This is a genomic window from Corynebacterium sp. MSK004 (assembly GCF_030232515.1).
GTDB lineage: Bacteria > Actinomycetota > Actinomycetes > Mycobacteriales > Mycobacteriaceae > Corynebacterium > Corynebacterium hesseae.
On record NZ_JASPKB010000011.1, the window covers coordinates 1 to 23,275 of the forward strand.

At 63.2% G+C, this 23,275-nt stretch carries 21 protein-coding genes, 1 tRNA gene and 1 pseudogene; 9 read left to right on the forward strand and 14 right to left on the reverse strand.

The window, feature by feature from the left end; genetic code table 11:
* Positions 1–524 (forward strand): annotated as a pseudogene (locus tag QP999_RS12040) (hypothetical protein); the annotation flags it as partial.
* On the opposite strand, the gene QP999_RS12045 reads toward QP999_RS12040, so the two are convergent.
* From QP999_RS12045 to QP999_RS12055, 3 genes are all read right to left on the reverse strand, one after another.
* Positions 493–1,008 carry a ClbS/DfsB family four-helix bundle protein gene (locus tag QP999_RS12045; protein WP_034969882.1) on the reverse strand — a complete coding sequence of 172 codons (516 nt, stop codon included), beginning with the start codon at positions 1,006–1,008 and terminating at the stop codon, positions 493–495. The pseudogene QP999_RS12040 and the gene QP999_RS12045 overlap by 32 nt on opposite strands.
* Positions 1,009–1,201: 193 nt before the next feature.
* Positions 1,202–1,277 (reverse strand) — tRNA-Thr (locus tag QP999_RS12050).
* A gap of 102 nt (positions 1,278–1,379) precedes the next feature.
* Positions 1,380–2,627 carry a DNA polymerase III subunit delta' gene (locus tag QP999_RS12055; protein ID WP_193628886.1) on the reverse strand — a complete coding sequence of 416 codons (1,248 nt, stop codon included), beginning with the start codon at positions 2,625–2,627 and terminating at the stop codon, positions 1,380–1,382.
* On the opposite strand from QP999_RS12055, the gene QP999_RS12060 reads away from it, so the two are divergent.
* The gene (locus QP999_RS12060) at positions 2,626–4,158 is read left to right on the forward strand and encodes an adenylate/guanylate cyclase domain-containing protein (protein ID WP_070511233.1); all 1,533 of its coding nucleotides are present in this window, start codon (positions 2,626–2,628) and stop codon (positions 4,156–4,158) included. The genes QP999_RS12055 and QP999_RS12060 overlap by 2 nt on opposite strands.
* Before the next feature lie 32 nt (positions 4,159–4,190).
* Positions 4,191–5,564, forward strand: a complete 1,374-nt coding sequence (locus QP999_RS12065) for a DUF418 domain-containing protein (RefSeq protein ID WP_083306399.1) — start codon at positions 4,191–4,193, stop codon at positions 5,562–5,564.
* A gap of 551 nt (positions 5,565–6,115) precedes the next feature.
* Here QP999_RS12065 and topA read toward each other — a convergent pair.
* Positions 6,116–9,058, reverse strand: coding sequence for a type I DNA topoisomerase (topA, locus tag QP999_RS12070; protein ID WP_284848384.1), 2,943 nt, complete (start codon positions 9,056–9,058; stop codon positions 6,116–6,118).
* 201 nt (positions 9,059–9,259) lie between these two features.
* Here topA and QP999_RS12075 point away from each other — a divergent pair, with 201 nt between their 5' ends.
* A complete protein-coding gene (locus QP999_RS12075) occupies positions 9,260–9,853 on the forward strand; it encodes a DedA family protein (protein WP_154736787.1) in 594 nt (197 codons plus the stop codon).
* Here the strand turns inward: QP999_RS12075 and QP999_RS12080 are convergent.
* The gene (locus tag QP999_RS12080; RefSeq protein ID WP_010189920.1) at positions 9,850–10,053 is read right to left on the reverse strand and encodes a cold-shock protein; all 204 of its coding nucleotides are present in this window, start codon (positions 10,051–10,053) and stop codon (positions 9,850–9,852) included. The two genes, QP999_RS12075 and QP999_RS12080, sit on opposite strands and share 4 nt — an antisense overlap.
* A gap of 91 nt (positions 10,054–10,144) precedes the next feature.
* Here QP999_RS12080 and QP999_RS12085 point away from each other — a divergent pair, with 91 nt between their 5' ends.
* On the forward strand, positions 10,145–12,517 hold the full coding sequence (locus QP999_RS12085; protein ID WP_284848385.1) for a DEAD/DEAH box helicase: 2,373 nt from the start codon (positions 10,145–10,147) through the stop codon (positions 12,515–12,517).
* Here QP999_RS12085 and QP999_RS12090 read toward each other — a convergent pair.
* The 8 genes from QP999_RS12090 to QP999_RS12125 form a co-directional block, all read right to left on the reverse strand.
* On the reverse strand, positions 12,514–12,858 hold the full coding sequence (locus tag QP999_RS12090) for an Rv3654c family TadE-like protein (RefSeq protein ID WP_154761890.1): 345 nt from the start codon (positions 12,856–12,858) through the stop codon (positions 12,514–12,516). The genes QP999_RS12085 and QP999_RS12090 overlap by 4 nt on opposite strands.
* A complete protein-coding gene (locus QP999_RS12095) occupies positions 12,855–13,178 on the reverse strand; it encodes a hypothetical protein (protein WP_284848386.1) in 324 nt (107 codons plus the stop codon). Before QP999_RS12095 ends, QP999_RS12090 begins: the two co-directional genes overlap by 4 nt.
* Entirely contained in the window at positions 13,178–13,366 is a 189-nt protein-coding gene (locus QP999_RS12100) for a DUF4244 domain-containing protein (RefSeq protein ID WP_049157884.1), read from the reverse strand. Before QP999_RS12100 ends, QP999_RS12095 begins: the two co-directional genes overlap by 1 nt.
* A 79-nt stretch (positions 13,367–13,445) precedes the next feature.
* The gene (locus QP999_RS12105; protein WP_284848387.1) at positions 13,446–14,003 is read right to left on the reverse strand and encodes a type II secretion system F family protein; all 558 of its coding nucleotides are present in this window, start codon (positions 14,001–14,003) and stop codon (positions 13,446–13,448) included.
* Entirely contained in the window at positions 14,003–14,701 is a 699-nt protein-coding gene (locus tag QP999_RS12110) for a type II secretion system F family protein (protein ID WP_284848388.1), read from the reverse strand. Before QP999_RS12110 ends, QP999_RS12105 begins: the two co-directional genes overlap by 1 nt.
* 47 nt (positions 14,702–14,748) lie before the next feature.
* Entirely contained in the window at positions 14,749–15,885 is a 1,137-nt protein-coding gene (locus QP999_RS12115) for a TadA family conjugal transfer-associated ATPase (RefSeq protein ID WP_502870668.1), read from the reverse strand.
* On the reverse strand, positions 15,882–16,898 hold the full coding sequence (gene ssd / locus QP999_RS12120; protein ID WP_070531773.1) for a septum site-determining protein Ssd: 1,017 nt from the start codon (positions 16,896–16,898) through the stop codon (positions 15,882–15,884). Before ssd ends, QP999_RS12115 begins: the two co-directional genes overlap by 4 nt.
* 337 nt (positions 16,899–17,235) lie before the next feature.
* Positions 17,236–18,036: a DUF3800 domain-containing protein gene (locus tag QP999_RS12125; RefSeq protein WP_284848389.1), complete on the reverse strand. Its 801-nt coding sequence runs from the start codon at positions 18,034–18,036 to the stop codon at positions 17,236–17,238.
* A 326-nt stretch (positions 18,037–18,362) separates the two neighbouring features.
* Here QP999_RS12125 and QP999_RS12130 point away from each other — a divergent pair, with 326 nt between their 5' ends.
* Positions 18,363–19,178, forward strand: a complete 816-nt coding sequence (locus tag QP999_RS12130; RefSeq protein ID WP_070524094.1) for an HAD family hydrolase — start codon at positions 18,363–18,365, stop codon at positions 19,176–19,178.
* Here the strand turns inward: QP999_RS12130 and QP999_RS12135 are convergent.
* A complete protein-coding gene (locus tag QP999_RS12135; RefSeq protein ID WP_070531776.1) occupies positions 19,175–19,864 on the reverse strand; it encodes a type III PLP-dependent enzyme domain-containing protein in 690 nt (229 codons plus the stop codon). The genes QP999_RS12130 and QP999_RS12135 overlap by 4 nt on opposite strands.
* A gap of 104 nt (positions 19,865–19,968) precedes the next feature.
* Here QP999_RS12135 and QP999_RS12140 point away from each other — a divergent pair, with 104 nt between their 5' ends.
* The 3 genes from QP999_RS12140 to QP999_RS12150 all read left to right on the forward strand — a co-directional run bounded on the left by QP999_RS12140 (position 19,969) and on the right by QP999_RS12150 (position 23,273).
* Positions 19,969–20,463 (forward strand): phage holin family protein, encoded by a 495-nt coding sequence (locus tag QP999_RS12140; RefSeq protein WP_070531763.1) that lies wholly within the window; start codon positions 19,969–19,971, stop codon positions 20,461–20,463.
* Between the two features lie 89 nt (positions 20,464–20,552).
* A complete protein-coding gene (locus tag QP999_RS12145; protein ID WP_070562508.1) occupies positions 20,553–21,455 on the forward strand; it encodes an alpha/beta fold hydrolase in 903 nt (300 codons plus the stop codon).
* Positions 21,456–21,677: 222 nt separating this feature from the next.
* Positions 21,678–23,273, forward strand: a complete 1,596-nt coding sequence (locus tag QP999_RS12150; protein WP_070531768.1) for a peptide ABC transporter substrate-binding protein — start codon at positions 21,678–21,680, stop codon at positions 23,271–23,273.
* Positions 23,274–23,275 lie beyond the last annotated feature (2 nt).

Here is a 23,275-nt window from a genome sequence, read left to right on the forward strand (position 1 = left end):
GGCATGGTGGTAGATTACCTTTCTTCCCAACCCAACCGGGCTGGATATCAGGTGTCTACCAAACAGGGGTCAGGTCCTATCGCGGACAAAGCCACCTACCACAGGTCATCGACGCCATGTTTAATACAGACCAGCTCGAAGCGGAGTCCAAGCGCCTAGACGAGAAAATCCGCGCTCTTGCCAGCGAGATTGAATCATTGGTTGCAGAAAATCAGCGGGTAGCGCAAGACCAGGACCAATACCTCGCCCGCTACACCCAGCTAGAAGCGCGATACCAGAAAACCCTGGGCCGCAAACAAGCCATCGAGGCCGAGATTGCTGCCAAGAGTGCCAAGGCCACTGCGATCAAAACCGCCTACACCCAGTTGGCCGACAAGCCCATCCAGCATTTTCAACCATCCCAGTGGACAGCGCTTATCGACCATGCCGTTATCGGAGCCAACGAGATCCAGTTCGTCTTCAGAATCGGCACTGAAATCACCGTGCCTATTGCTAGCAGGCTGCCAGTTTCTTCCACTTCCTGATTTTGGTGCGAAACGTCGTAAATGGCGCGACGGTGTTGATATGCACCCATTTCCACACCGGCCACGCCGACGGGGTGGAAGAAGCCCACGCACGCTGACCCGAACTAAACAATTCTGATTCGGTTAGACCGCCCACCATTTTGACTATCTCACCAAGCAGGATCTTGAACCTGTCGATCAAATCCTCAGTAGATACCTGCTCCCAGCGTTGGTAGAACGATTCATACAATCCGCCCAGTTGATTCCACTTAAAACCAGGTGCCGGAGTCACCACGTCAAGACCGGCTTGTTCGTCACGTTCCCAGCCGAGCAGTAATTCCATCCAGCCAAGCTGGTAGGCGATCATCTGCCGGGGCGTGCGGTCAACACCGTCAACCAGCCGGTCCCAACCATCGCCAGGAACGCCTACGAACTCGCCGATAAAAAGTTCGCCACGCTTAGTAATCTCTGCGGCTAGTTCATCGCCGGACGCATACGATCTCACCACACACCTCCTCGTGAAACGGCCTTAGGTTTAACGCTTCGTTAGCGCGTTAAACCCTGAATACGCATTTTACTAGGGCAAACAAGATACCCGCTAACGCAAAACCCAAACCCGCTAACGCAAGCGATTTTTCACACCCCCCTAAGCGATACTCGCTAACGCAAAAGGGTACTTATCAAATCCGACGTCTAAGTGGAGCCGCCTGCGAGAATCGAACTCGCGACCTTCTCATTACGAGTGAGATGCTCTACCGACTGAGCTAAGGCGGCACGATGCAGTGTGTATATGCACCGCCTGAGAGTTTAGCCTAGGCCTGGGCTGATAAAGAAATCGGGCTATCACCTGTAGTGTGCACGCAGCACACGTGCTGGTTAGCGCGCGCCACAGGCCAGGCGCAGGCGGCCCACCATGCCGTCGAAAGCCACCTGCGGGGTGACGTTCTGCGGCAGCTGCTCGCGGCAGGTGCGGATAGCGGACTGGGCGGCCAGCAAGCCGTCTTCGCTCACGCGCTGGGCAAGTTCGCCCGCCAGGCCCGCGAAGTCCGGGTGGGTCATCTCCACCTCAGCGCCGACTTTCAGCATGAGTGCATCGCGGTAAATACCGGCGAGATCCACGAGGGCGATGTCGAGGCCATCGGAGATGCGTCGTTTAGCGCGCTTCTTGTGAAGCTCCTCCATGTCCTTCAGGGCACTGCGGGCGTCGCGTTGCGCCTTGGTCGCGCCCTTGCCCTTGGCGCCGACGCCGAAGGATTGTTCAATCTTGGAGCGCTCCGCCTCCTCCGCCGCCGCGTGGGAGTCCTTGGCTTCCTTCTCAATGAACTTCAGCAGCGCTGTGACGGATTGAAAGGCCTGGGAGCCGTGGAAGACGTCTTCAGCCAGGTTGATGGCCATGGCGCGGCGCTTCTGCGCGGCGGGCTCGTTGACTAGGTGTCGCGCACGTCCCACGTGGCGCAGGGTGGTCACGGCGGCCAGGCGCGCGTCATCCTCGCTGGCGCCTTCGGCGACGAGCTGCTTGACGACGCCCTCCACACTCGGCGCCGGAATATAAAGGTGACGGCAGCGCGAGCGCAGCGTGACCGAGAAGTCCTCCGGGTCCTCCGAGGGCGCCACCATGATGATGACGGTGCGCTCCGGGGGCTCCTCCACGGTTTTGAGCAGCGCGTTGGCGGCCTCATTGCGCAGGCGGTCGGCCTTGTTGAAGATGACCACGCGCCACGGCGCCACGCTCGGCAGGCTGGCCGCGCGCCCGATGACGTCGCGGGCCTCGCCCACGGTGATGAACTGCTCCTGCGGATCCACGTAGACCAAGTCGGTGTGCTCTTGATTGTCCAGGACGCTTTGACAGGAGGGGCAGCGGCCGCAGCCGGGGTTGCCGTTCTCATCGGCGGACGTACACATGAGCGCCGCGGCAAAGCACTGCGCGGCCAGCGAACGGCCGGCACCGGGAGGGCCGGTAAAAAGCCAGGAATGGCTCATCGCGCGCGGGTCACCCTCACCACGAGCCGCGCGGGCAGCACTGAGGATGGTGTGGGCGACGGAGGGGGCGTCGGCAAGCCTTTCGGCAACGCTGGAGGTGTTCACTCGCCCTAGCCTACTGGGATAACTAGAGTTGTTAATCATGAACAGACTGATGCGTGGCGCCCGCTGGTTATGGGGTACTCAATGGCCGATGTACGCCGCGCTCGTCCTTGGAGCCAACATCATCGGCGCCATTGCGATCATGACCTTCGTGGTCTTCTTTCTCCCCATGCCGGAGATCTCCGATTTCATCGCTCACACGCCCCACCTGTGGACCTACGGCACGCTGTTCGTGACCTTTGCGGTCATCATCGGCATAGCGGTAACACTTCGGCTTTTCAGGCCGGTGTTGGACTGGCAACGCAGCCCCGATGACCATGATCCCAACATGGTGCGCAACCTGGTCCTGCGCATCCCGCTCTACCAGGCCGGTGTGGCCGCGGGCGTGTGGCTGCTGGGCATCATCTTGGCAGTGGTGCTGGCAGGCCAGCACTCGGCGCGGCTGGCCGTCGTGGTCGGTGTTTCTGCTGCATTGGCCGGCGGCCTCATCGTGCTGTTGACGTACTTGCAGGCGGAGCGCCTCGTGCGCCCCGTGGCTGCGGAGGCCGTGGCCCGGCGTTTCGAGGATTCCACCTTGGAGCCGCCGATTAAGTACCGCCTGCTTTCCACCTGGATGATGACCTCCGGCATCCCGCTCATCGGCATCGTGCTTGTCCTCATGGGGCAACAGGCAGGCCTGTTTAGCCCTGAGACCTCAGACATCATGCCGGCCATCGTCGCGCTGACCGTTACCGCGCTGGGCACCGGGCTCATGGGCACCATGTTCGCGATGATGAGCGTGGTCGATCCCATCATTGAGCTGCAGGACGCCATCAACCGCGTACGCCGCGGCGAGAGTGACGTCCAGGTGGACATCTACGACGGCTCCGAGCTCGGCGTTCTTCAGGCCGGATTCAACGAGATGATGCGCGGCCTGCGTGAGCGCCAGCGCGTGCGCGATATTTTCGGCCGCTATGTCGGCGCCGAGGTGGCACAGCGCGCCCTGGAGGAACGCCCGGAGCTGGGCGGCGAGGACCGCAAAGTGGCCGTGCTGTTTATCGACGTCATCGGCTCCACCACCTTCGCCGTCAACCACACCCCGGAAGAAGTGGTGGAGGAGCTCAACAAGTTCTTTGAGCACGTCGTTGAGGTGGTGCACCGGAACAAGGGCATCATCAACAAATTCCAGGGTGACGCCGCCCTGGCCGTCTTCGGTGCCCCGCTGACGGTCTACGACGCGAACTCCATGGCTTTGCAGGCCGCCCGCGAGCTTCGCCAGGAACTGCGCGGGTTGCGGCTGCAGGCGGGCATCGGCGTAGCGGCGGGCCACGTGGTGGCTGGCCATATCGGCGGCGCGGATCGATTCGAGTACACCGTCATTGGTGATGCCGTCAACGAGGCTGCCCGTCTCACCGAGCTGGCCAAGGACACCCCGGGCCAGGTGCTCACCAACTCCGCCACGCTGCGCGGCGCCAACGAGGCGGAGCAAGCGCGCTGGACGCTGATGAAGTCTATTGAGCTGCGCGGGCGCCGCCGCATGACGCAGCTGGCGCGCCCGATTCGCCCGACGTTGGCGGAACGCGCTCTCGGATAAATAAGTTTTTGTGGTTCTGGTAGCTTGGGGCCATGCCTCATCAGCCACACCAACCCCATCCGGCACGCCAGAATTCGAGTCCCCGCCTCCTCGTCCCCGACGTCGCCCGCGGCATGGCCCTGCTGGGCATTGCGCTGGCAAACGTTTGCACCGCGTGGATTATGAACAGCGGCGATGGCCCCGATGCCTATTTCGGCGGCGTCGACTCCCTCGCGGACAAGATCTACGTGGTCTTTTCCGCCATGTTCGTGCATGTGCGTGGCCTGCCGATGTTCTCCACGCTTCTCGGCTTTGGCGTGGGGCTTATCGCGATGAGCTTGTGGCGACGCGGTTTCCCACTGCGGCGCGCGCAGGCCGTGTTGGCTAAGCGCTATGGATTTCTGGCTTTATTCGGTGCCCTCCACTGCCTCTTCCTCTTTTCCGGCGACATCATGCTGCTCTACGGCGCGATGGGCATGCTCATTGCGTTGCTGCTTACTTTAACCGACAAGCTCCTGATGCGCGTGGCCTACGGGTTCTGTGCGCTACTGGTTGTGGCGGGCATCGGAATGGGCGTTGGGGCCGCGCTTGTCGATACGTCGGAGTTTGATCTCAGCGGCTTCACCGCCGCCGAATCCTACTGGGAGCTGCTGGGTGAACAAGCCATCATGGTCTGCGCCCAAGCTTTTTCCGTTCCGCTGACGGGAGCCTTGGTCCTTCCGGTGATGCTCGTAGGTTTCGTGTGGGCGCGCCGCGGAACCTTGGCCGGGGGTCATCGGCGCGAGCTGTGGGCGTGGACCCTTTTGGCCCTAGCCATCATCCTCTTCCTCGGGCTGCCCTGGGGCTTGTCCACGATTGGGGTGCTGGACCCAGCGCTGGCAGAACCCCTCAACGCGGCGAATAGCTGCATCGGCATGCTCACCGGGCCGGGCATCGTGGCGGGGGCAACACTCGCCCTAGAACCCCTGCAGCGCCGTGGTGCGCGCCCGTGGTTCCTGTGGCCACTCATCGCGCTCGGTAAGCGCTCCATGACCGGCTACGTGCTGCAGTCCGTGTTCTTCCTGGCGCTGGTCTACCCCTTCACCCTCAACATTGGCCCCGAGTTCAGCGCCGCGGGCCAGGCAGCGTTGGCCGCCGGCGTGTGGCTGGCAACGCTTCTCATAGCCTGCGCGCTCGAGGCCGCAGGCAAGCCCGGCCCCTTCGAGTGGGTGCACCGCCGCTTGTCCTATGGCAAGACGATGCGCCCGGAATTAGGTGCTGCGCCTAACCGCGGCCCTTCCGCGCCAGCCCATCCACCAGCAGCACCAGGCCTACCGTCTGGGCCGCCGACTGCGCCGCATCCAGGACTCGGCCACGCAGGCCTGCATCCTGGCGCTGCTCAGCCGGGTTCAGGACCGTCAGCGCCTCAGAGGCCAGAAGCAGGTTAGCGCCGTGGCTCAGGCCCTGCGTAGATTCGGCAGCACGCAGGGCTGGGTCACCGGCTAGCGCGGAGAGCGCGGCCGCCGGGATTCCGGCCACAGCCGTGGCGAGGCGCTCACTTCGGGTGCGGGCTAGCGCAAGGCCCGCGGCCCACGCGCCAGCGCGCAGGCCCCAACCCAGTGCATCATTGCGCGCACCGCGCAGCGCCCACGCGAAGGCAGCGTATTGCACGCTGACACACGTCACGCCGAACGTCGTTGGTGCGCCGCGCTTGGCGGCCTGGCCAAGCGAAGCGGCGACGAGCCCCACGCGGGTCTCGGGTGCGCAGTCTGGGCACAGGGCCAACAGCACGGGTACAGCGGCGGTCGTGGCCATGCCGAGCGTGCGCCAGTTAAACAGGCGTGACCAGACTGCAGTCTCCCCCGCGGCGAGCGCGCCGAGGGTGAGGTGATCGCGGCCAGCAAGGGCCGGGCCCACCGCGCGCAGGAGAGCCTCGGTGCCTTCCTGGGTACGGTCCAGCATGTCGCGCGCGAAATTCTCCAGCGTGAGCATGGCCTATCTACTTCCTGCGCGATCCGGCCTTGACCACGTTCTTCGTTCCCGGCGAAGGCTTCTTCGTGGCCTTCTTGCTCGACTTCTTCGTAGCCTTCTTCGTCGATTTCTTGGTCGACTTCTTGGTCGACTTCTTGGTGCTCTTCTTCGTCGACTTCTTCGCCCCACCGTTCGCGGCGTCCTTGGCGCGGCGCTCGGAAAGGAGCTCGTTCGCGCGGGCGTCGGTAAGCTGCTCCGGATCGTCACCACGGCGCAGCGAGGCATTCGTCGTGCCGTCAGTGACGTACGGGCCAAAGCGGCCGTCCTTGACCGTCATCGGCTTGCCAGAGACGTCGTTGTCACCCAGCTGCTTAATCGGCGGCTGTGCGGCCGCGCGGCCGCGGCGCTTCGGCTCCGCGTAGATGCGGCGCGCCTCGTCCAAAGTGATGGAGAAGATCTGCTCCTCCTTGGCCAAGGAGCGGGAATCCTTGCCCTTCTTCAGGTACGGGCCATAGCGGCCGTTCTGCGCGGTGATGACCTCGCCGTCCGAGGGGTCCACGCCCACCTCACGCGGCAGGCTCAGCAGCTTCAGTGCTTCCTCCAGCGTGACGCTGGCCGGCTCCATCGAAGCAAAGAGTGAGGCAGTGCCCGGCTTCAGCTTCTCCTCGACGTACTCAGCAATGCGCTTTTCCTTCTGCTTCGCCGCGGTCTTGGTCTCCCAATTCTTGGCACGCTTGCCCTCGGCCGCGCGCTGGGCGTCCTCGGCGGCGCGCTCCTCTTTAACGATCTCCTCGGCTTCGGCCTCGGCCTTCTCGCGCTCGTCGTCACGCACCTGCTCGGTCACGTACGGGCCGAAACGACCCTCCTTGGCCACGATGGTGCGTCCGTTTCCCGGGTTCTGGCCCAGCTCGCGCCCGCCCTGCGGGGTGGCAAAGAGCTTCTCCGCCAAAGCCTCGTTGAGCTCATCCGGGGTGACCGTCTCCGAGAGGTTGGCGCGTTGGTACTCCACCGTACCGTCCTCGTTGGTGCCCACGGCGCGTTCGATATACGGACCGTAGCGGCCCACGCGCACGAAGACATCGCGGCCCTCCGCGTCGGTGTACAGGCGCAGGGAGTTGACCTGGCGGGCATCGATGGCCTCCAGGTTGATGTCCACCAAGGACTTCAGGCCGCCGTGGCGCGCGATGGACGCGGCCTTGCGCTCGCCGGCCTCCGTGTTTCCGAAGTAGAAGTTATTCAGCCAATCCGTGCCGTTCTCCGAACCGGCGGCAATCGCATCGAGTTCGTCCTCCATGGAGGAGGTGAAGTCATAATCCACGAGCTCGGTGAAGTTATTCTCCAACAGGCCAACGACCGCGAAGGCAACCCACGAGGGCACCAGCGCGTTGCCACGGGAGAGCACGTAGCCGCGGTCCTGGATGGTCTTGATGATGGAGGCGTACGTCGACGGGCGCCCAATGCCCAAATCTTCCATCTTCTTGACCAAGCTGGCCTCAGTATAGCGCGCCGGCGGGTTGGTGGAGTGGCCGTCGGCAGTAACCGCAGCGGTCTTCAGCGTGTCGCCCTCGTTGAGGTGCGGCAGGCGGGACTCTCCCTTCGAGTCCTTCGCCGCCACGTCCTCGTAGGCCTTGAGGAAGCCCGGGAAGGTAATCGTGCGGCCGGTGGCGGAGAAGTCAGCGTCGTGGCCGCCGGCGTTGACAGCTGCGGTCACCTTCATCGAGGTTCCCTTGGCATCTGCCATCTGGCAGGCCACGGTGCGCTTCCAAATCAGCTCGTAGAGCTTGTATTCCTCGGCGTCGAGCTGCCCGGCCAGCTGGCCCGGGGTGGCAAAACGCTCGCCGGCGGGACGGATGGCCTCGTGGGCCTCCTGGGAGTTCTTCACCTTGCGGTCATACCGGCGCGGTCCATCTGAGACGAACTCCGCGCCGAAGATGGAGGAGGCAGCCTCACGCGCAGCATCCAGGCCCTGCTTGGACAGGGAGGTCGAGTCGGTACGCATATAGGTGATGTGACCGTTCTCGTAGAGGCGCTGCGCAATGCGCATCGTGCGCTCCGAGGTGTAGTGCAGGCGGCGGCCGGCCTCCTGCTGCAGCGTCGAGGTCATAAACGGCGCGGAAGGCTTGCGCGAATAAGGCTTGTGCTCGACGCTGGCCACGGTCATGGTGGAACCTTCCAGCGCGCTGGCCAGCTGCTCCGCCTGGGCCTGCTTGACGACGACCACCTCGTCGCTCTTCAGCTGACCCCTATCGTTGAAGTCGCGGCCCGCGGCCACGCGCTTGCCGTCGAGGGCGCTCAGGCGCGCGTCGAAGTCCGGCGTGGATTTCAGCGTTGCCGTGAGATCCCAATACTCGGCGGGGATGAATGCCATGCGCTCGCGCTCGCGCTCGACGATGACACGGGTGGCCACCGACTGCACGCGGCCAGCCGACAGGCGCGGCATGACCTTCTTCCACAGCACCGGGGAGACCTCGTAGCCATAGAGGCGGTCCAGGATGCGGCGGGTTTCCTGGGCGTCGATGAGATTCTCATCAAGCTCACGGGTGTTTTCCGCTGCCTCCAGGATGGCGGACTTGGTGATCTCGTTGAAGACCATGCGGCGCACCGGCACCTTGGGCTTGAGTACTTCCAGCAGGTGCCAGGCAATGGCCTCACCCTCGCGGTCGGGGTCTGTTGCGAGGTAGAGCTGATCGCACTGCTTCAGCTTGGCCTTGAGGTCAGCGACCTTCTTCTTCTTGTCCTGGCTGATGACGTACAGCGGGGTGAAGTTATCCTCCGGGTTAACACCGAGGCGCGCCCAGGATTCCTTCTTATACTTGGCGGGGACGTCGGCGGCGCCGCGGGGAAGGTCCCGGATGTGGCCGACGGAGGCCTCAACAATGTACTTATCGCCGAGGTAAGGCTGAATCTTCTTCGCCTTGGTTGCTGACTCGACGATGACCAGGGTCTTCCCCGGGCCGGTAGCTTCTGCCACTTCGACTTCATCCCTTCCGATGGCTAGTCCTCTGCTGGGCAATTGCCCCTAGAGTACACAGATAGAGGCTTACTCTAGTTATTCAGGCCAGTTCACGTCCACACAACCGGGGGTCTATACTGGCCGTCCGAGGATTCGCCTCACAGCACACAACTGGGAGACAGCGTGATTGCGTCTATTACTGCATGGTTCGAGGTCATCATGGCCACACAGTGGATTTATCCGCTGGTGGGTTCACTGATTTTCCTCGACTGCTTCTTCCCCGTTTTGCCTTCGGAGGTTCCCCTCAACATGGTGGGCGCCTGGTCTGGCTCCCAAGGTTTCCCCCACCTTCCCACCATGTTTTTCGTCGCCATGGTTGCCGCAATTTTGGGGGATAACTTGTGCTTCCTCCTGGGAACGCGGCTCATCGCCCTTATTAATAGAGCCCAAAAGGGAACGAAGGCCTACGACGCTTTGACGTGGGTCAAGCGTAATATTCGGCGCAGCGGCGGCGCGGCCATCATCATCGCGCGCTTCATCCCCTCGGCCCGCCTGTTTATGACGATTCTGCTGGGCTCCATGCGCTATCCCTGGCCGCTGTTTTTCTTCTTCGACACCTTCGGTGTCCTGTTGTGGGTGGCGCAGGCGCTAGCCATTGGCTACCTCGGCGGCGTGGCCTTCTCCGGCTCACCCGCGATAGCCATGCTCATTTCCATCATCGCCGCCATCATCATCGGCTTCGGCCTGCAAAAGGGGCAGAATAAGCTGCTGGAATGGTGGGATACCCGGCGCGGCTACGCCGAGTCCCCCTAAACCACCTCGACGTTGGTGGCCTGCTGGCCTTTAGCGTCTTCCCCAATCTCAAAGGAGACGCGCTGGTTATCTTCGAGGGTGCGGAAGCCGGTTCCTTGGATTTCGGTGTAGTGCACGAAGATGTCGCCGGAGCCGTCCTCCTGCTCAATGAAGCCGTAACCTTTTTCGGCGTTGAAGAACTTGACGGTACCGTATGCCATGATGAGTTGTCCTTTGCGGAAATAAAGTAGTGCAAACTAGTGCACCAGTGTGCCACGTTTGGGCACCTACAGCAGATTAGTGGAGGCAAGCGTGAGTGAGAACCCTCTGGGTGAGGAGCTCGTCGAGCACCTTGTTGAGTGTTTCCCCGAGTCCGAGCTAACGCACTCCACCACCCTGCCTGCCCAACCAGCACGCTATGCCGAGTGGCCCGAGTGGGTCCTGCCGGAGTTGCGGGAGGCGTTGGAGGAGCAGGGCGTCGCCAAGCTCTATGCCCACCAGGTCGCCGTGGCACAGGCCGCGTGGGAGGGGCGCGACGTCGTGGTCTCCACCGGCACGAGTTCCGGAAAGTCCCTGGGTTACCGTTTGCCCATTCTGTCCCGTCTGACGCAGGACCCGACCGCGTGCGCGCTCTACATCACGCCGACGAAGGCGCTGGGCTCGGACCAGCTGCGCACGGTGCTCGAGCTCACGCAGAGCATCGCCGCGCTTCACGACGTCCACCCCGCCCCCTACGACGGTGATACCCCCACCGAAGCTCGCGCCGGTATCCGCGATCAGGCGCGGTTTATCTTCTCCAACCCGGACATGATTCATTCTTCTCTGCTGGGCGCGCACCAGCGGTGGGCGCGGGTGCTGCGGCACTTGAAGTTCATCGTGATTGATGAGGCGCACGCCTACCGCGGGGTTTTCGGGGCGAACGTGGCGCTCGTGGTGAGGCGTTTGCTGCGGCTGTGCGCGCACTATGGTTCGCGGCCGGTGGTGATTGCGGCTTCGGCGACCATGCGGGATCCCGCCCGGCATGCTGCACGGCTGACGGGACGCGAGTTTCTCCCCGTAACCGAGGATGGCGCGCCGACGGGCGCGCGGACGGTAGCGCTGTGGGAGCCGGGTTTCATGGAGGGAATTGAGGGCCAAAACGGCGCCCCCGTGCGCCGCGCCGCCACAACGGAAGCGGCCTGGATGATGGCCGCGCTCGTGGCGCAGGGCGCTCGAACGTTGACCTTTGTGCGCTCGCGGCGCGCGGCAGAGACCACCGCGCTGCGGGCAGCAGAAGAGCTCTCCGGGAGGCTGGGCCGGCCGGATTTTGCGCGCCGGATTGCCGCCTACCGCGCGGGGTATTTGGCCGAAGACCGCCGCGCGCTGGAGCAGGCGCTGGACGATGGCTCCCTGCTCGGCGTGGCCACCACCTCGGCTTTGGAGCTGGGCATCGACGTCGGCGGGCTCGATGCCGTGGTCACCGCTGGGTTCCCGGGCACGGTTGCTAGCTTCTGGCAGCAGGCCGGGCGCGCGGGCCGCCGCGGCCAGGGCTCGCTGGTGGTGCTGGTGGCCCGCGATGAACCGATGGACACCTACCTGGTTCACCACCCGGAAGCGCTCTTGGGCCGGCCGGTGGAGGCCAGCGTGTTCAACCCGGCTAACCCCTATATCCTGGCCGGGCACGTGTACTGCGCGGCGGTGGAGAAGCCGCTAAGCGACGCCGACGTAGCCGCCTTCCGCGCCGAATCCGTGGTCCACGACCTAGCCCAGCAGGGCCTGTTGCGCCGGCGCCCGCAGGGCTGGTTCGCCGCTCCCCTGCCGGCTGGCTCCAGCGATCTCACCCCGGAGACCGCGCACACGGCCGTCTCGCTGCGGGGTGGCTCGGGCGAGGAGGTCATGATTGTGGATTCCTCCGATGGCCGCCTGCTGGGCACCATCGATTCCGCGCGCGCGGTGAGCCAGGTGCATCCCGGCGCGGTGTACCTGCACCGTGGCGAGAGCTTCGTCATCGAGGAATTACACCTTGGCGGCGCTGGTGGTGCAGCTCCCGCCGAGCCGGGAGTGGCCCTCGCCGTGCCAAAGGCCCCGGACTACGCCACGCAGCCGAAGTCCACGACGGATATCCGCATCCTGAGCGAGGCCGATGACCTGGTGAACTACGCCCCCGGCCTGTGGGTGGCCAGCCTGGAGGTTGAGGTGACCGATAAGGTCACCGGCTACCAGGTGCGGCTTCCCGATGGCTCCGTGGGCGAGGATATCCCCCTTGACCTGCCGGAGCAGCGCCTGGTGACCCGGGCGGTGGCCTATACCATCGATCCGCTGGCACTCGCAGCGATGGGAGTCACCGCCGGGCGCACCCCGGGCACCCTCCATGCAGCAGAGCACGCCGCCATTGGGTTGCTGCCGCTCATTGCCACCTGCGACCGCTGGGATATCGGCGGTGTGTCCACCACCCAGCACGCCGATACGGGCTTGCCCACGGTCTTCGTCTACGACGGCCACCCCGGCGGTGCCGGCTTCGCCGAGGAAGGTTTCCGGCGCTTCCCTGAGTGGATCAAAGCCACCTTTGAGGCCGTGCGCTCCTGCCCCTGCGAGTCCGGCTGCCCGTCGTGCGTGCAATCCCCCAAGTGTGGCAACGGCAACAACCCTTTGGACAAGGCAGGCGCCATAGCTCTCCTCGGCGCGCTGGTTACCATGACCTCTTAGACCGGACCAGCGCGGGCGATGGCGCTGCGCCCGCGCAGCCGGGCAGTAACCTCAACGTCGCGCCCATCGATGACGCAGGAGCCGAGTTCCGCGCCGTTAAGCGCGGCGATCTCTGTGGCCTTCGTGCAGGCGTCTCTGCCCTTGGCCACCTCCCACGCCCCCGATACCGCGGCGAGGTCCGCCGCCACCTGTGCTTCGTGCCGCGCTACAACGAGTGAAGCAACTGCCGCAACCGCCAGCAACAGAGAAGCCACCGCGGCGATGATCCCGGCGGTAACGACGGTGGCATAGCCCTCCTCCCCCGCCAGGATCCGCGACCATCTGCGCCGATGACGCCTCATGGCTGCGCCCCGTTTTTCCCACCGGCTGCCATCTCCGCGGGAAACACCGCCTGCGCGCGCATGGTCCCCAGCGGTGCCGGCACGGCGGCCTCAGCGGTCATAAGTCCGGAGCCTTCGCTCACGTTCACCGTCACTCCATCGCGCTGAAAGTCCACGCCGATGGCGACGGAGCGGGCTGCAGCGCCCGCGGCGTCAACGGCAGCGAGGTGGGCCGACAACGTGGCGATGCCACCCACGATTCCCGCGGCAACGATGACGAGTGCGGACAGCGACAATGCTGCTTCGATGGTGACGGAGCCGGCGTCATCAAGCGCGCGCATTAGCCTGGGGTGTTGGACAGGGCGTCGGTGATGATGGAGGTAATGGCGCTGGTGACTTCGCCACCATTGACCACGGCATAGAGGACCGCGGCAAGCGCTGCCGCGGCCAAACTACCCATGGCATATTCAATCGTGGACATACCATCATCATTTCCTAATAGTGACTGGTAGTTTACCTTTTTCTGCATGATGTACCTAGCTTTCTTTTCCAGTGTTTGTGTCGGTTACATGTACTGAGTTGGTGAGTGGTTAGTTGTATGTGCTGACTTAGAAAAGTTGCTGGCCCAAACTGATGAGGACAGGTATCAACCCAAGGACCAGGAAGGCGGGAAGGAAGCACACTGCCAGCGGTGCTGCGATGAACACACCAGCGCGCTCCGTCCGCGCGGTAGCTTGTGCCGAGGCTTCGGCACGCAGCTGCGCCACCAACCGGTGGCACCCCGTAGCCATGGCCGCGCCCGATTCGCCGGACAGCTGCGTAAGCCGCACCAGTTCTTCCAAATGCGGCTGACTGGCCAGCGCCGACCACGCGGTACTCATGGGAACCCCCACCCCGATGAGAGCGGCCGCCTCAGACCACTGCGGCGAGGCTTCAGCAACAGCTAGCACAGCACTGCGCGTAGAGAGACCGGCCTCTAGGCACGCGGCGAAGAGCTCCAGGTCGCTGGCAGCATCGAGCGGACTATAGTCCGTTTCGGGACCATCGCGCGGCGTCTTCGGGCGAGGCGTGCGTGAGCCAGACTGGGCTATTCGTCCAGACGGTGCAGCAGAGGTAACAGCGAGTGCCGCAGCCATGAATGCAGCGGAGATAAACGTCAAGACCATCACTGCGCCGCCTTCCGCAGAATGAGACGCGACCAGGCAAAGCCGGCGCAGACGAGGGCCACGCCGACGTCGAGAAGCACGCCCCCAAGGCCACCACCGAGCAAGAACCCCAGGGAATCCGCGCCCATCGCCCCACTCATGAGGATGCCCGCCAGCGGCAGGCACGCCAGGATGACCGCGGTGGCCTGTGGCCCTTGCAAAGAGGCCGCGGTCTCACCGGCATGGCGGCGCGCGGTATCCAGCTGGCTTTGAGCCTGCTCAATGAGGTTCGCCAACGCCACGCCATGGCGCCCCGAGAGCGTGAGCAGAGCTGCATAGCGAGCCACCTCTGGCGCCGTGAGAGCAACCGCAGGCGAACCTCCTTGCGCCGCGAGACCCGCCGCCGTGCTCACCGCGGCGCGGAGATTCTCCGGGGTGGAGTCTGGAAGGGCGTCGGCGCCCCGGCGAAGCGCTCCCGCCGTTGTCGATCCCGCCCGCAGCTCGGCGGCAACAGAACCGAAGTAGGAGGCGAGCGCCTCCGCGCCACGGCGCTCCCGCCGGGAGGCTGCTAGGTCATTGGCAAACCACAGCGCACAGGCCACAATGCAGCCCACCGCCACCACGACAGTGGGCCTGCCGAAGAAGACACAGCACCCGACCCCGAGGAAGAGCGCCCCGGGTGCCAGCGAGCGAGGCTTCGGAGACTCCAGTCGCGTCACCGAAGCAGGCTGCGAAATCAAACACGCCGCCGCAAGGAATAGCCACATCATGGTTCCACCCCCAGCCGCGAGCACAGCTGCGAAAACCCGGGAAGCGGGCCGTCTTCGGCCGTCCACACCAGCTGCGGTGTAACCGGGTTTCCCTCCAGCACGCCGAGGTGCGCTAGCCGACGCCCCTCCGGCGTGCGCTCCATCCCGAGGACCACGTGCACGGCGGCCGCCAGCTGCGAATGCAGCGCTACGCGGTCGAGTCCGCCGAGAGCGGAGAGGGCCTCCATGCGGGCGGGCACTTCATCAACAGAGTTTGCGTGCACGGTGCCCGCGCCACCATCGTGCCCGGTGTTGAGCGCGGCAAGCAGCTCCACCACCTCCGCGCCGCGGATTTCGCCGACGACGATGCGGTCCGGGCGCATGCGTAGCGCTTGGCGGAGCAGGAGCGACATGGAGATCTCGCCGCGTCCTTCCGCATTCGCCCGGCGCGATACCAGGGTCACCACGTGCGGGTGATTGGGCGAAAGCTCCGGGGTGTCCTCGATGATGAGCAAGCGTTCGGTGGCGGGCACGCACCCCAGCAAGGCGGCGAGCAACGTCGTCTTGCCGGAGCCTGTCCCTCCCGTGACCAGGAAGGATGCCCGCCGCTCAACCACGGCGCGCAGGACGTGCTCCAGGCTGGAATCAATGCTGCCATTAGCTATCAGTTCCTCCAGGCTGGTTTGCGCTTGGCGCAGCACGCGGAGGCTGATACAGGTTCCACTTGCCGAAGGAGGAGCAAGCAACGCGTGGAGGCGAATTCTCGTGCCATCTGGGCGAGTCAGGCGCCCATCGGCAAAAGGTTGCGCATCATCCAGCCGCACTCCCGCCACCGCAGCCAGCCGGGTGGCCAGCTGGCGAACCTCGGCGTCGTCGGCAAAGCCAATATCGCGTGGCTGCAGGCCCTGCCCGCAATCGACGAAACAGGAATCAGGGCCGTTGACAACAACATCGGTCAACCCCGGCAGTGACAGGACCGGCTCCAGCAGTCCCAAGCCCACGGAATCGTGGCGCAAGCGTTGCAGGAGGTCGAGCACGTCGACATCGCTGATGACTCCGGCTTCCTGGCGAATGCGCCGCGCCAAAGCCGAGGCGTCATGGGCCAGCTGTGGCTCGGAGGCCACGATGGTGCGCATCGTATCGATCAGGTTCATGCCACGACCTCCCACATCTGGCGCGCGACACGAGCTAGAGCTCGGGGCAACTGGCGCGGCAGCCCACTAGTTTCCACCGTGCGGGTTAGACCACGGATGGTGGGCAACTCAGCGATGGGATCCGCGTGAGTCACCGTGGCAATATCGCTGGCATCCAGGCCCGCCCACTGGCGGTTGCGCACGACGACGGAGCACTCCTGCGGCCGGGCACGAAGCTCTGCCACCAGCTGCGCGCAGGCGGCGGCCGCCCGCACCTCTGCAGCGGTCAGCACCACCACGTGATCCGCCGCATCGGGGATATCCCACGGCGGACAATCCACCACCACTGTTCCTGGGTATAAACACGCAGCTTGCATGATGGCCGCGCGCCGGGCAGCACTCATCTGCACCACCTCTGCGCTGGCAGACCTCGCCGCGGAAAGAACCGCGATGCCATCCGAGGTGGCGGGCAAAGCACGGACAAGGTCTGCTGCATCAACCGAACCAGTCCCCGCGGCAAGATCCGGCCACCGCGCGCCGGGCTTGTTCTCAATTCCGGTGAGCAAATCGAGGCCGCCGGAATAAGGGCTCGCATCGACGAGGAGATCCGCGCCCGCCTCGCGGGCCAGAGCCACCGCCACGGTCGAGGCACCCAAGCCCCCAGCGGACCCGGTCACCGCCAGGGTTAAACCAGTGGACACGGTGGTCTCAGGGGTAGCGTCCGCGGCTAATGCGCCCAGGAGCTCTTTCGATTGGGCGGGCACGATGAAGGCGGCCGTCGCGCGGCAGCACAGCGCGGCCTCATAATCGATGGGCCCCGGATCCAGCGCCAAGAAATACACCCTCGGATGCCCCGCCACGAGACGAGCCGTCAGCGAATCAGCCAAGACGGCATCCGCCTTGGGCAGGTGCCGGGAGAAGTCCCGCGGGTCCTCCACGGTGCTCACTTCCGCAGTACTGGCGGCTGCTGCGGAGGCTGCCTCTGCTCGCAGCGTGGAATCCCCGACGGCGATAACTAGGTGAAACGTGCTCATGCCTGAAGCATGCGCGAGCGCCTCCACCGCGCGCTAGAGCTTCCTAGCCACCTGTGGATAACTTCGCCATTATGGTGTCTTCCGCCCCTATTTTGCTGACGCTTGAACAAAATTACCGGGGCTCACGTACTAAAACTCACAGGAAACCATGCTTCCACGATCCTCAGAATCCGAGGATTAAGAGTCAAAAGCAAATACCCCCGAGCCACGCTCGAGGGTATCGCAATAAGTGCGGTAAAGAATGGCTTGGTTAGCCATAAAACTCGGGTAGTAAGTCTGAGACTCGGCCCGAGGGGCGCTTGCTTTTAGCCTGCGGCTATGGCGTTCAGCGCCTCACTTAAGAGTATCGTTGGCGCTTCAATTCTGTCAATGACCTCTCATGGCTTGTCTCAATCTTCAAAAGTGGTGTACGGCAGTGACCAAAATGACTCTCGCCTAATGCGGCCGCAATACCCTTCGAAAGCCGAGCCTTTGGCGAACGATCTTCCAAGAAAGCCTCCAACCCCACGTCTTCGATCTTTTTTCGCGCATGGAAAACCGAACTAGCAAGCAGATCTGCCACCTGTAGTGCCGGACAAGTCCGAGAATCCAGACTAACGGCCGTTGCAAACCGCTTATTTCCAAATCGATTGTTGAGGGAGTTCACTAGAGTGTCTCCGTAGGAAACCCCTACTGGGACATCAATATGGTCGAGCATCACCACCCCAACTTCACGGCGAGTAACCAGACCCCGAAGCAGCCGATCTGTCGCGAACAAATGCCCCTGCCACTGTTCTCGACTACTCCACGGATCGAAATGCCTCTTGTCCAAAACAAAAGCTCCGAACGTGCACCCCGAGCTTATCGCTGTTCGAAAAACATCAAGCAAAATCGGCTCAGAGTGCTTAGTAACTTTCGAGAACTTAATCTCGTCAGCCTTTGTGAAGTTATTGCGCTCACGACACGCCTTAATCTCCCGCGAAAGGAAATCAGGATCCTTCGTGCGCACAGCCGCAACAACGAAATGCTTACCTAACGTGCCTTTACTTCCGGCTTCATCTACAAAGTAGACGGCACTTTCTGCAGCAAGCGGCAAACTCACCTGAGGAGGACCTGCTCCCTTTTGGTGAGAAAATGAATTTGCTCGATAGCTTGTCACAGCTGAGAGTATATCGCCGTGCTAGGACATCAAATATGTCTCAGCTCGATGGCCACAGACGAGCCCGGTATTTAAAAAGGTGATGGCCCGCGCCTCGGGGGGGTGTGCGCGGGCCATCGGTAACCCGGCATCGGGGGGTGCGCCGGGGCAGGCCGCACTGTATATCGGGGCCTTGCACCTGACATTATGACATGGGAAAGAAGAGATGACAACAGCGAACGACAAGATTCCTTGAGATTTCTGGCAATCTCTTTAGATACTCCCGATTCTGCCTGCTAAGGGGCTACGATGAGCAGGGTAACTCGCACACAAACGGCAGGCCCTCGATGACCGGTACCCCTTTTCCCTCTCACGGCACCACTCGCGCAGCCGCGTTCTTCGACTTGGACAAGACGATTATTGCCACATCCTCGGCATATGCCTTCGGCCGCGAATTCATGCACAACGGGCTCATCACGCATGCAGAAGCACTACAGCTGTCTTTAGCCAAGGCCAGCTATATGCTCGCCGGCCACAGCAGCGAGCACATGGACACCACCCGCGATCAGCTCGCCGCCATGGCCGCCGGCTGGTCCGTCCAGGAGGTCCACGACATCGCGGTGGAGACCATGCACACCGTGGTCACCCCTGCCATTTACGCGGAGGCACGCGCGCTTATCGACGCCCACCGCGCCGCCGGCCACGAGGTGGTGATCATCTCGGCGTCGGCAAGCGTACTGGTCGAGCCCATCGCGCAGGAGCTGGGCATCGAGCACGTCGTGGCCACCGAGCTCGCCGAGGAAGACGGCCGGTTCACCGGGGAGATTCTGTTTTATTGCAAAGGTGCCGCAAAAGCTGAGGCACTGGCGCGCATTGCTCAGGAGCTCAACGTCGACCCCGACGCATCCTTTGCCTACTCCGATTCCGCCACAGACATCCCGATGCTGGAGCAGGTTGGCCACCCCGTGGCCGTGAACCCAGACCGCCTGTTGAAGAAGCACGCCATCACCCACGACTGGAAAATTCGCACGTTTAAACACCCCGTTCCGCTCTTCACCGCACCCAGCGCACGCGAATTCGGTATCGGCTCGGCGGTCGTGGCCGGCATCGCAGCCTTAGTCGTCGGCGGGATTTTATTTGCACGGCAGCAGCTGCGCGATTAGGCCGCTTGCGCGATGCCGTCGGCTTCGCGGGCGCCGGCCTCCCAGGCGTCGAAAAGCAGCGTGATAAGTGCGGCCGGATCCTTGTCGTAGGTGTCCAGTGCCGCGCGGTAGTCCGCGCGATGACGGTTGAGGTAGGTCTCAGGCACGGCGAATCCCCGCGGATCGAAGCCCGTATGGATAGCGGCAGTGCGAGCGGCGACGAGCGCCACGGCGGTGCTGCGCGCACCGAACAGCGAGCGCGCAGCAATCTCCGCGTGCAGCACCACCGGCAATAAACGGTCGAAATCCACGCCGGCTCCACGCGTGATGAGCTGTGCCAGCGCCTGTGCCACCGCTGGGTTCTGATCGGGATGACCCACACCGCCCGCTGCCACATCGATACTGGCCAAGATCTGCAGCGGGGCCCGCGCGAAGGTGCGCACCGTAGCCGCCTGTTTTTCGGGAGCAAGGAGGGAATAAGCGCTGACTGCGGGCGGGATACCGTCAGCCTCAAGCGGCGCGCCGTCGATCGCCGCGGCCGCCCGCGCACCGCGCAACAGCGACTCGGAAGAAATAACGTCAAACTTGCGCAAGCCCGCGGGGCGGCGGTGCACGCGCGCAATCGCTGCGGCGGCAGAACCGGCTTTATCCTCCACCCCAGATAGGGCCATCAGCGGGGTCAGCGGGTCAGAATGCGGCATACCCATTACAATAACGCCGTACCCACTTTGCGGGCCGCACCACATGAACTCTGGAAAGTTCATTACTATGGCCGATATAGATTGCGACAAAACAGTAGGAGTTTTTAACCGTGAGCAACGACGGACTATTCACTGACGGGTCCAACAAGTTCGCCCCGAAGGTAGACGGCATTCCCTTGAGCGATGCAGATACCTCCCGCCGCGGCGAAGCATCCATCGGCCAGCTCGTATCCAACGCCACCGAACAGATGTCCCAACTGGTTCGCTCCGAGGTCGAGTTGGCTAAGACCGAGCTCGCCGCTTCCGCAAAGAAGGGTGGCATCGGCGCGGGCATGTTCGGCGTTGCCGGTACCGTGGCGCTGTATAGCTCCTTCTTCTTTTTCTTCTTCCTGGCGGAGCTGCTGTCCAAGTGGCTCGACCGCTGGGCAGCCTTCCTGATCGTCTTCCTGCTCATGGTGGTCATCGCCGCCGTCGTGGCCTTTATCGGTTTCAAGCAGGTCAAGCAGGTCAAGGCCCCGGAGAAGACCATCGAGTCCACGAAGGAACTCAAGAAGCTGGTTCCGGGTAAGGCTGAAAAGTCCATCGAGCGTGGCCTCTACACCTAAACCTTTAAGGTCCTTTTAACTCTCCCGCCCCGAGCACATGCGTTCGGGGCGGATTTCGTCTGTGTACCCTTCTCACGAAAGGCCCGCCCATGAATCCCCTACCGCCCTCCGTAGTGGAGCTTGACGGCCCCTTTGAGCACGAGTTCCTGCACACGCGCGGCATCCGCCTCCACGCGGCTACCGCCGGCAACCCGGATGACCCGCTGGTGCTGCTCCTCCATGGATCTTTCGGCGGGTGGTTCGACTTCCGGAATGTCATTGCCCCGCTTGCCGCCGCAGGCTTCCACGTCGCCGCCCTCGACATGCGCGGTTTTGGCATGTCCGATAAACCACCGCTCGAACCCGGCCAGGATATCCGCGTGGCGGTTGGTGATGTCAGCGGTGCCATCCGCGCATTAGGCCATGACGACGCCTACCTGGTGGGCGCGGATACCGGTGGTGCGGTGGCGTGGGCGCTGGCTACCGAGCGGCCCGAGCGGGTACGCGGGCTGGTATCTGTTTCGGCGGCACACCCAGCTGATCTCCGCCGCGCCATCGCCGCGCGCCCCTGGGATTTTGGGTGGGTTCTCCTGCGCGCGGCCTTGTGCCGACTGGGAAAGACTGGCGCCCCGAGCCTCCTACTGAGAGAGTCCACGTACCTCCGGGAGATGGATCTCGACGCCCTCGGCTCCTTCAGCGGCGCCGAGCGGGAGGAGGCGCTGCGCCTGCGCGTGGCTTCCTCGCACATCGGAAACGTCCGCCGCGGAATCATCTGGAATCACCGACTGCGCACCGCCGTCGTTCCGCTCAGTTGGCTCGAACTCACAGTTTCTTGCCCCACCCTGTTTATCCACGCAGATCAGATGCTCTGGCGGCCAGTTGCGCGGCGGGCGGCGCGGCGCTGCCGTGCGGGTTTCACCGCCACCACTATCCCCGAGTCCAAGAACCTGCCCTATCTTGAGAACCCGCATGGTTTTACTCAGACCATCGTTCACTGGATGCGAGATAGGTAACATTCACCATGCCTCCGTGCCCCACCCCTCTCAGGGGGATGGGACTTTTTTAACTCGTTGACAAAACCGCAGGTTAAGAAAGAATACCTACCGCTCTATAGCTTTTATCACAGGACATATTTTTCAATTCCTTGTATATGAGGCGCGCCACGCGGTAGCTTCATATCAAACCAACACCACAGGTTTTCTACATCTTTCGCACCACGGAGGTCTAAGACCCACATGACGCTCAAGAAGACGCTCGCTGCTCTCTCTGTCGCTACCCTGCCGCTCACCCTCGCGGCTTGTGGTGGCGACAACTCCGGTTCAGACTCTGCTTCCGGCTCCGGCGATGGCATCGTCACCGTCAACGGCTCCGAGCCGCAGAACCCGCTCATCCCGGCCAACACCAACGAGGTCGGCGGCGGACGCATTGTCGATTCCATCTACGCCGGCCTGGTCTACTACGACGGCGATGGCGAAGCCCAGAACGAGCTGGCTGAATCCATCGAGCCAAATGAGGACAACACTGAGTTCACCGTCAAACTCAAGGAGTCCAAGTTCTCCGACGGCTCCCCGGTCACCGCGAAGAACTTCGTGGACGCCTGGAACTACGCCGTGGCCAATGACCAGCTCAACGCTTCCTTCTTTGCCAACATCAAGGGCTTCAAGGAAGGCGTCAAGGAGATGGAGGGCCTCAAGGTCGTCGACGACCACACCTTTACCATCGCCCTGAACAGCCCTGAGCAGGACTTCCCGGCGCAGCTGGGTTACTCCGCGTTCTACCCGCTGCACGAGTCCGCCCTGGAGGACATGGACGCCTTCGGCCAGAACCCGATTGGTAACGGTCCGTACAAGCTGACCGAGTGGAACCACAACCAGGACGCCACCGTCGTCCCGAATGAAGAGTACAAGGGCGGCCAGACCCCGCAGAATGACGGCATCAAGTTCGTCTTCTACGCCGGTCAGGACGCAGCCTACGCCGACCTGCTGGCAGGCAACCTGGACGTCCTCGACGCCGTCCCGGACTCCGCCTTCGATGTCTACGAGGCCGACCTCGGCGACCGTGCCGTAAACCAGCCGACCGCCATCTTCCAGTCCTTCACCTTGGGCGAGAACCTCGAGCACTACTCCGGCGAGGAAGGCGTGCTGCGTCGCCAAGCCATCTCCTACGCCATCAACCGCGAGGAGATCACGGACACCATCTTCAAGGGCACTCGCACCCCGGCCAAGGACTTCACCTCCCCGGTTATGCCGGGCTACTCCGAGGACATCAAGGGCAACGAGGTCCTGAAGTATGACCCGGAGAAGGCCAAGAAGCTGTGGGCCGAGGCTGACAAGATCAACAAGTGGGATAACCCAACCCTGGAGATTGCCTACAACTCCGACGGCGGTCACAAGAGCTGGGTGGACGCGACCACCAACTCCATCAAGAACACCCTCGGCATCGAGGCAGTCGGCGCCCCGTACCCGGACTTCAAGTCCCTGCGCGATGAGGTGACCAACCGCACCATCAAGTCAGCCTTCCGCACCGGCTGGCAGGCAGACTACCCGAGCCAGGCCAACTTCCTTACCCCGCTGTACAAGACCGACGGCTCTTCTAACGACGGCGACTACAGCAACCCGGAGTTTGACAAGCTTCTCGACGAAGCCCTGACCTCCTCCTCCGAGGAAGAGGCCAACAAGAAGTACACCGAGGCCCAGGAAGTCCTGTTCAAGGATCTGCCGGCCATCCCGCTGTGGTACTCCAACGCCACCGGCGGCTACTCCGAGAACGTCGACAACGTCGTGTTCTCCTGGAAGTCCCAGCCGGTGTACTACAACATCACCAAGAAGTAACG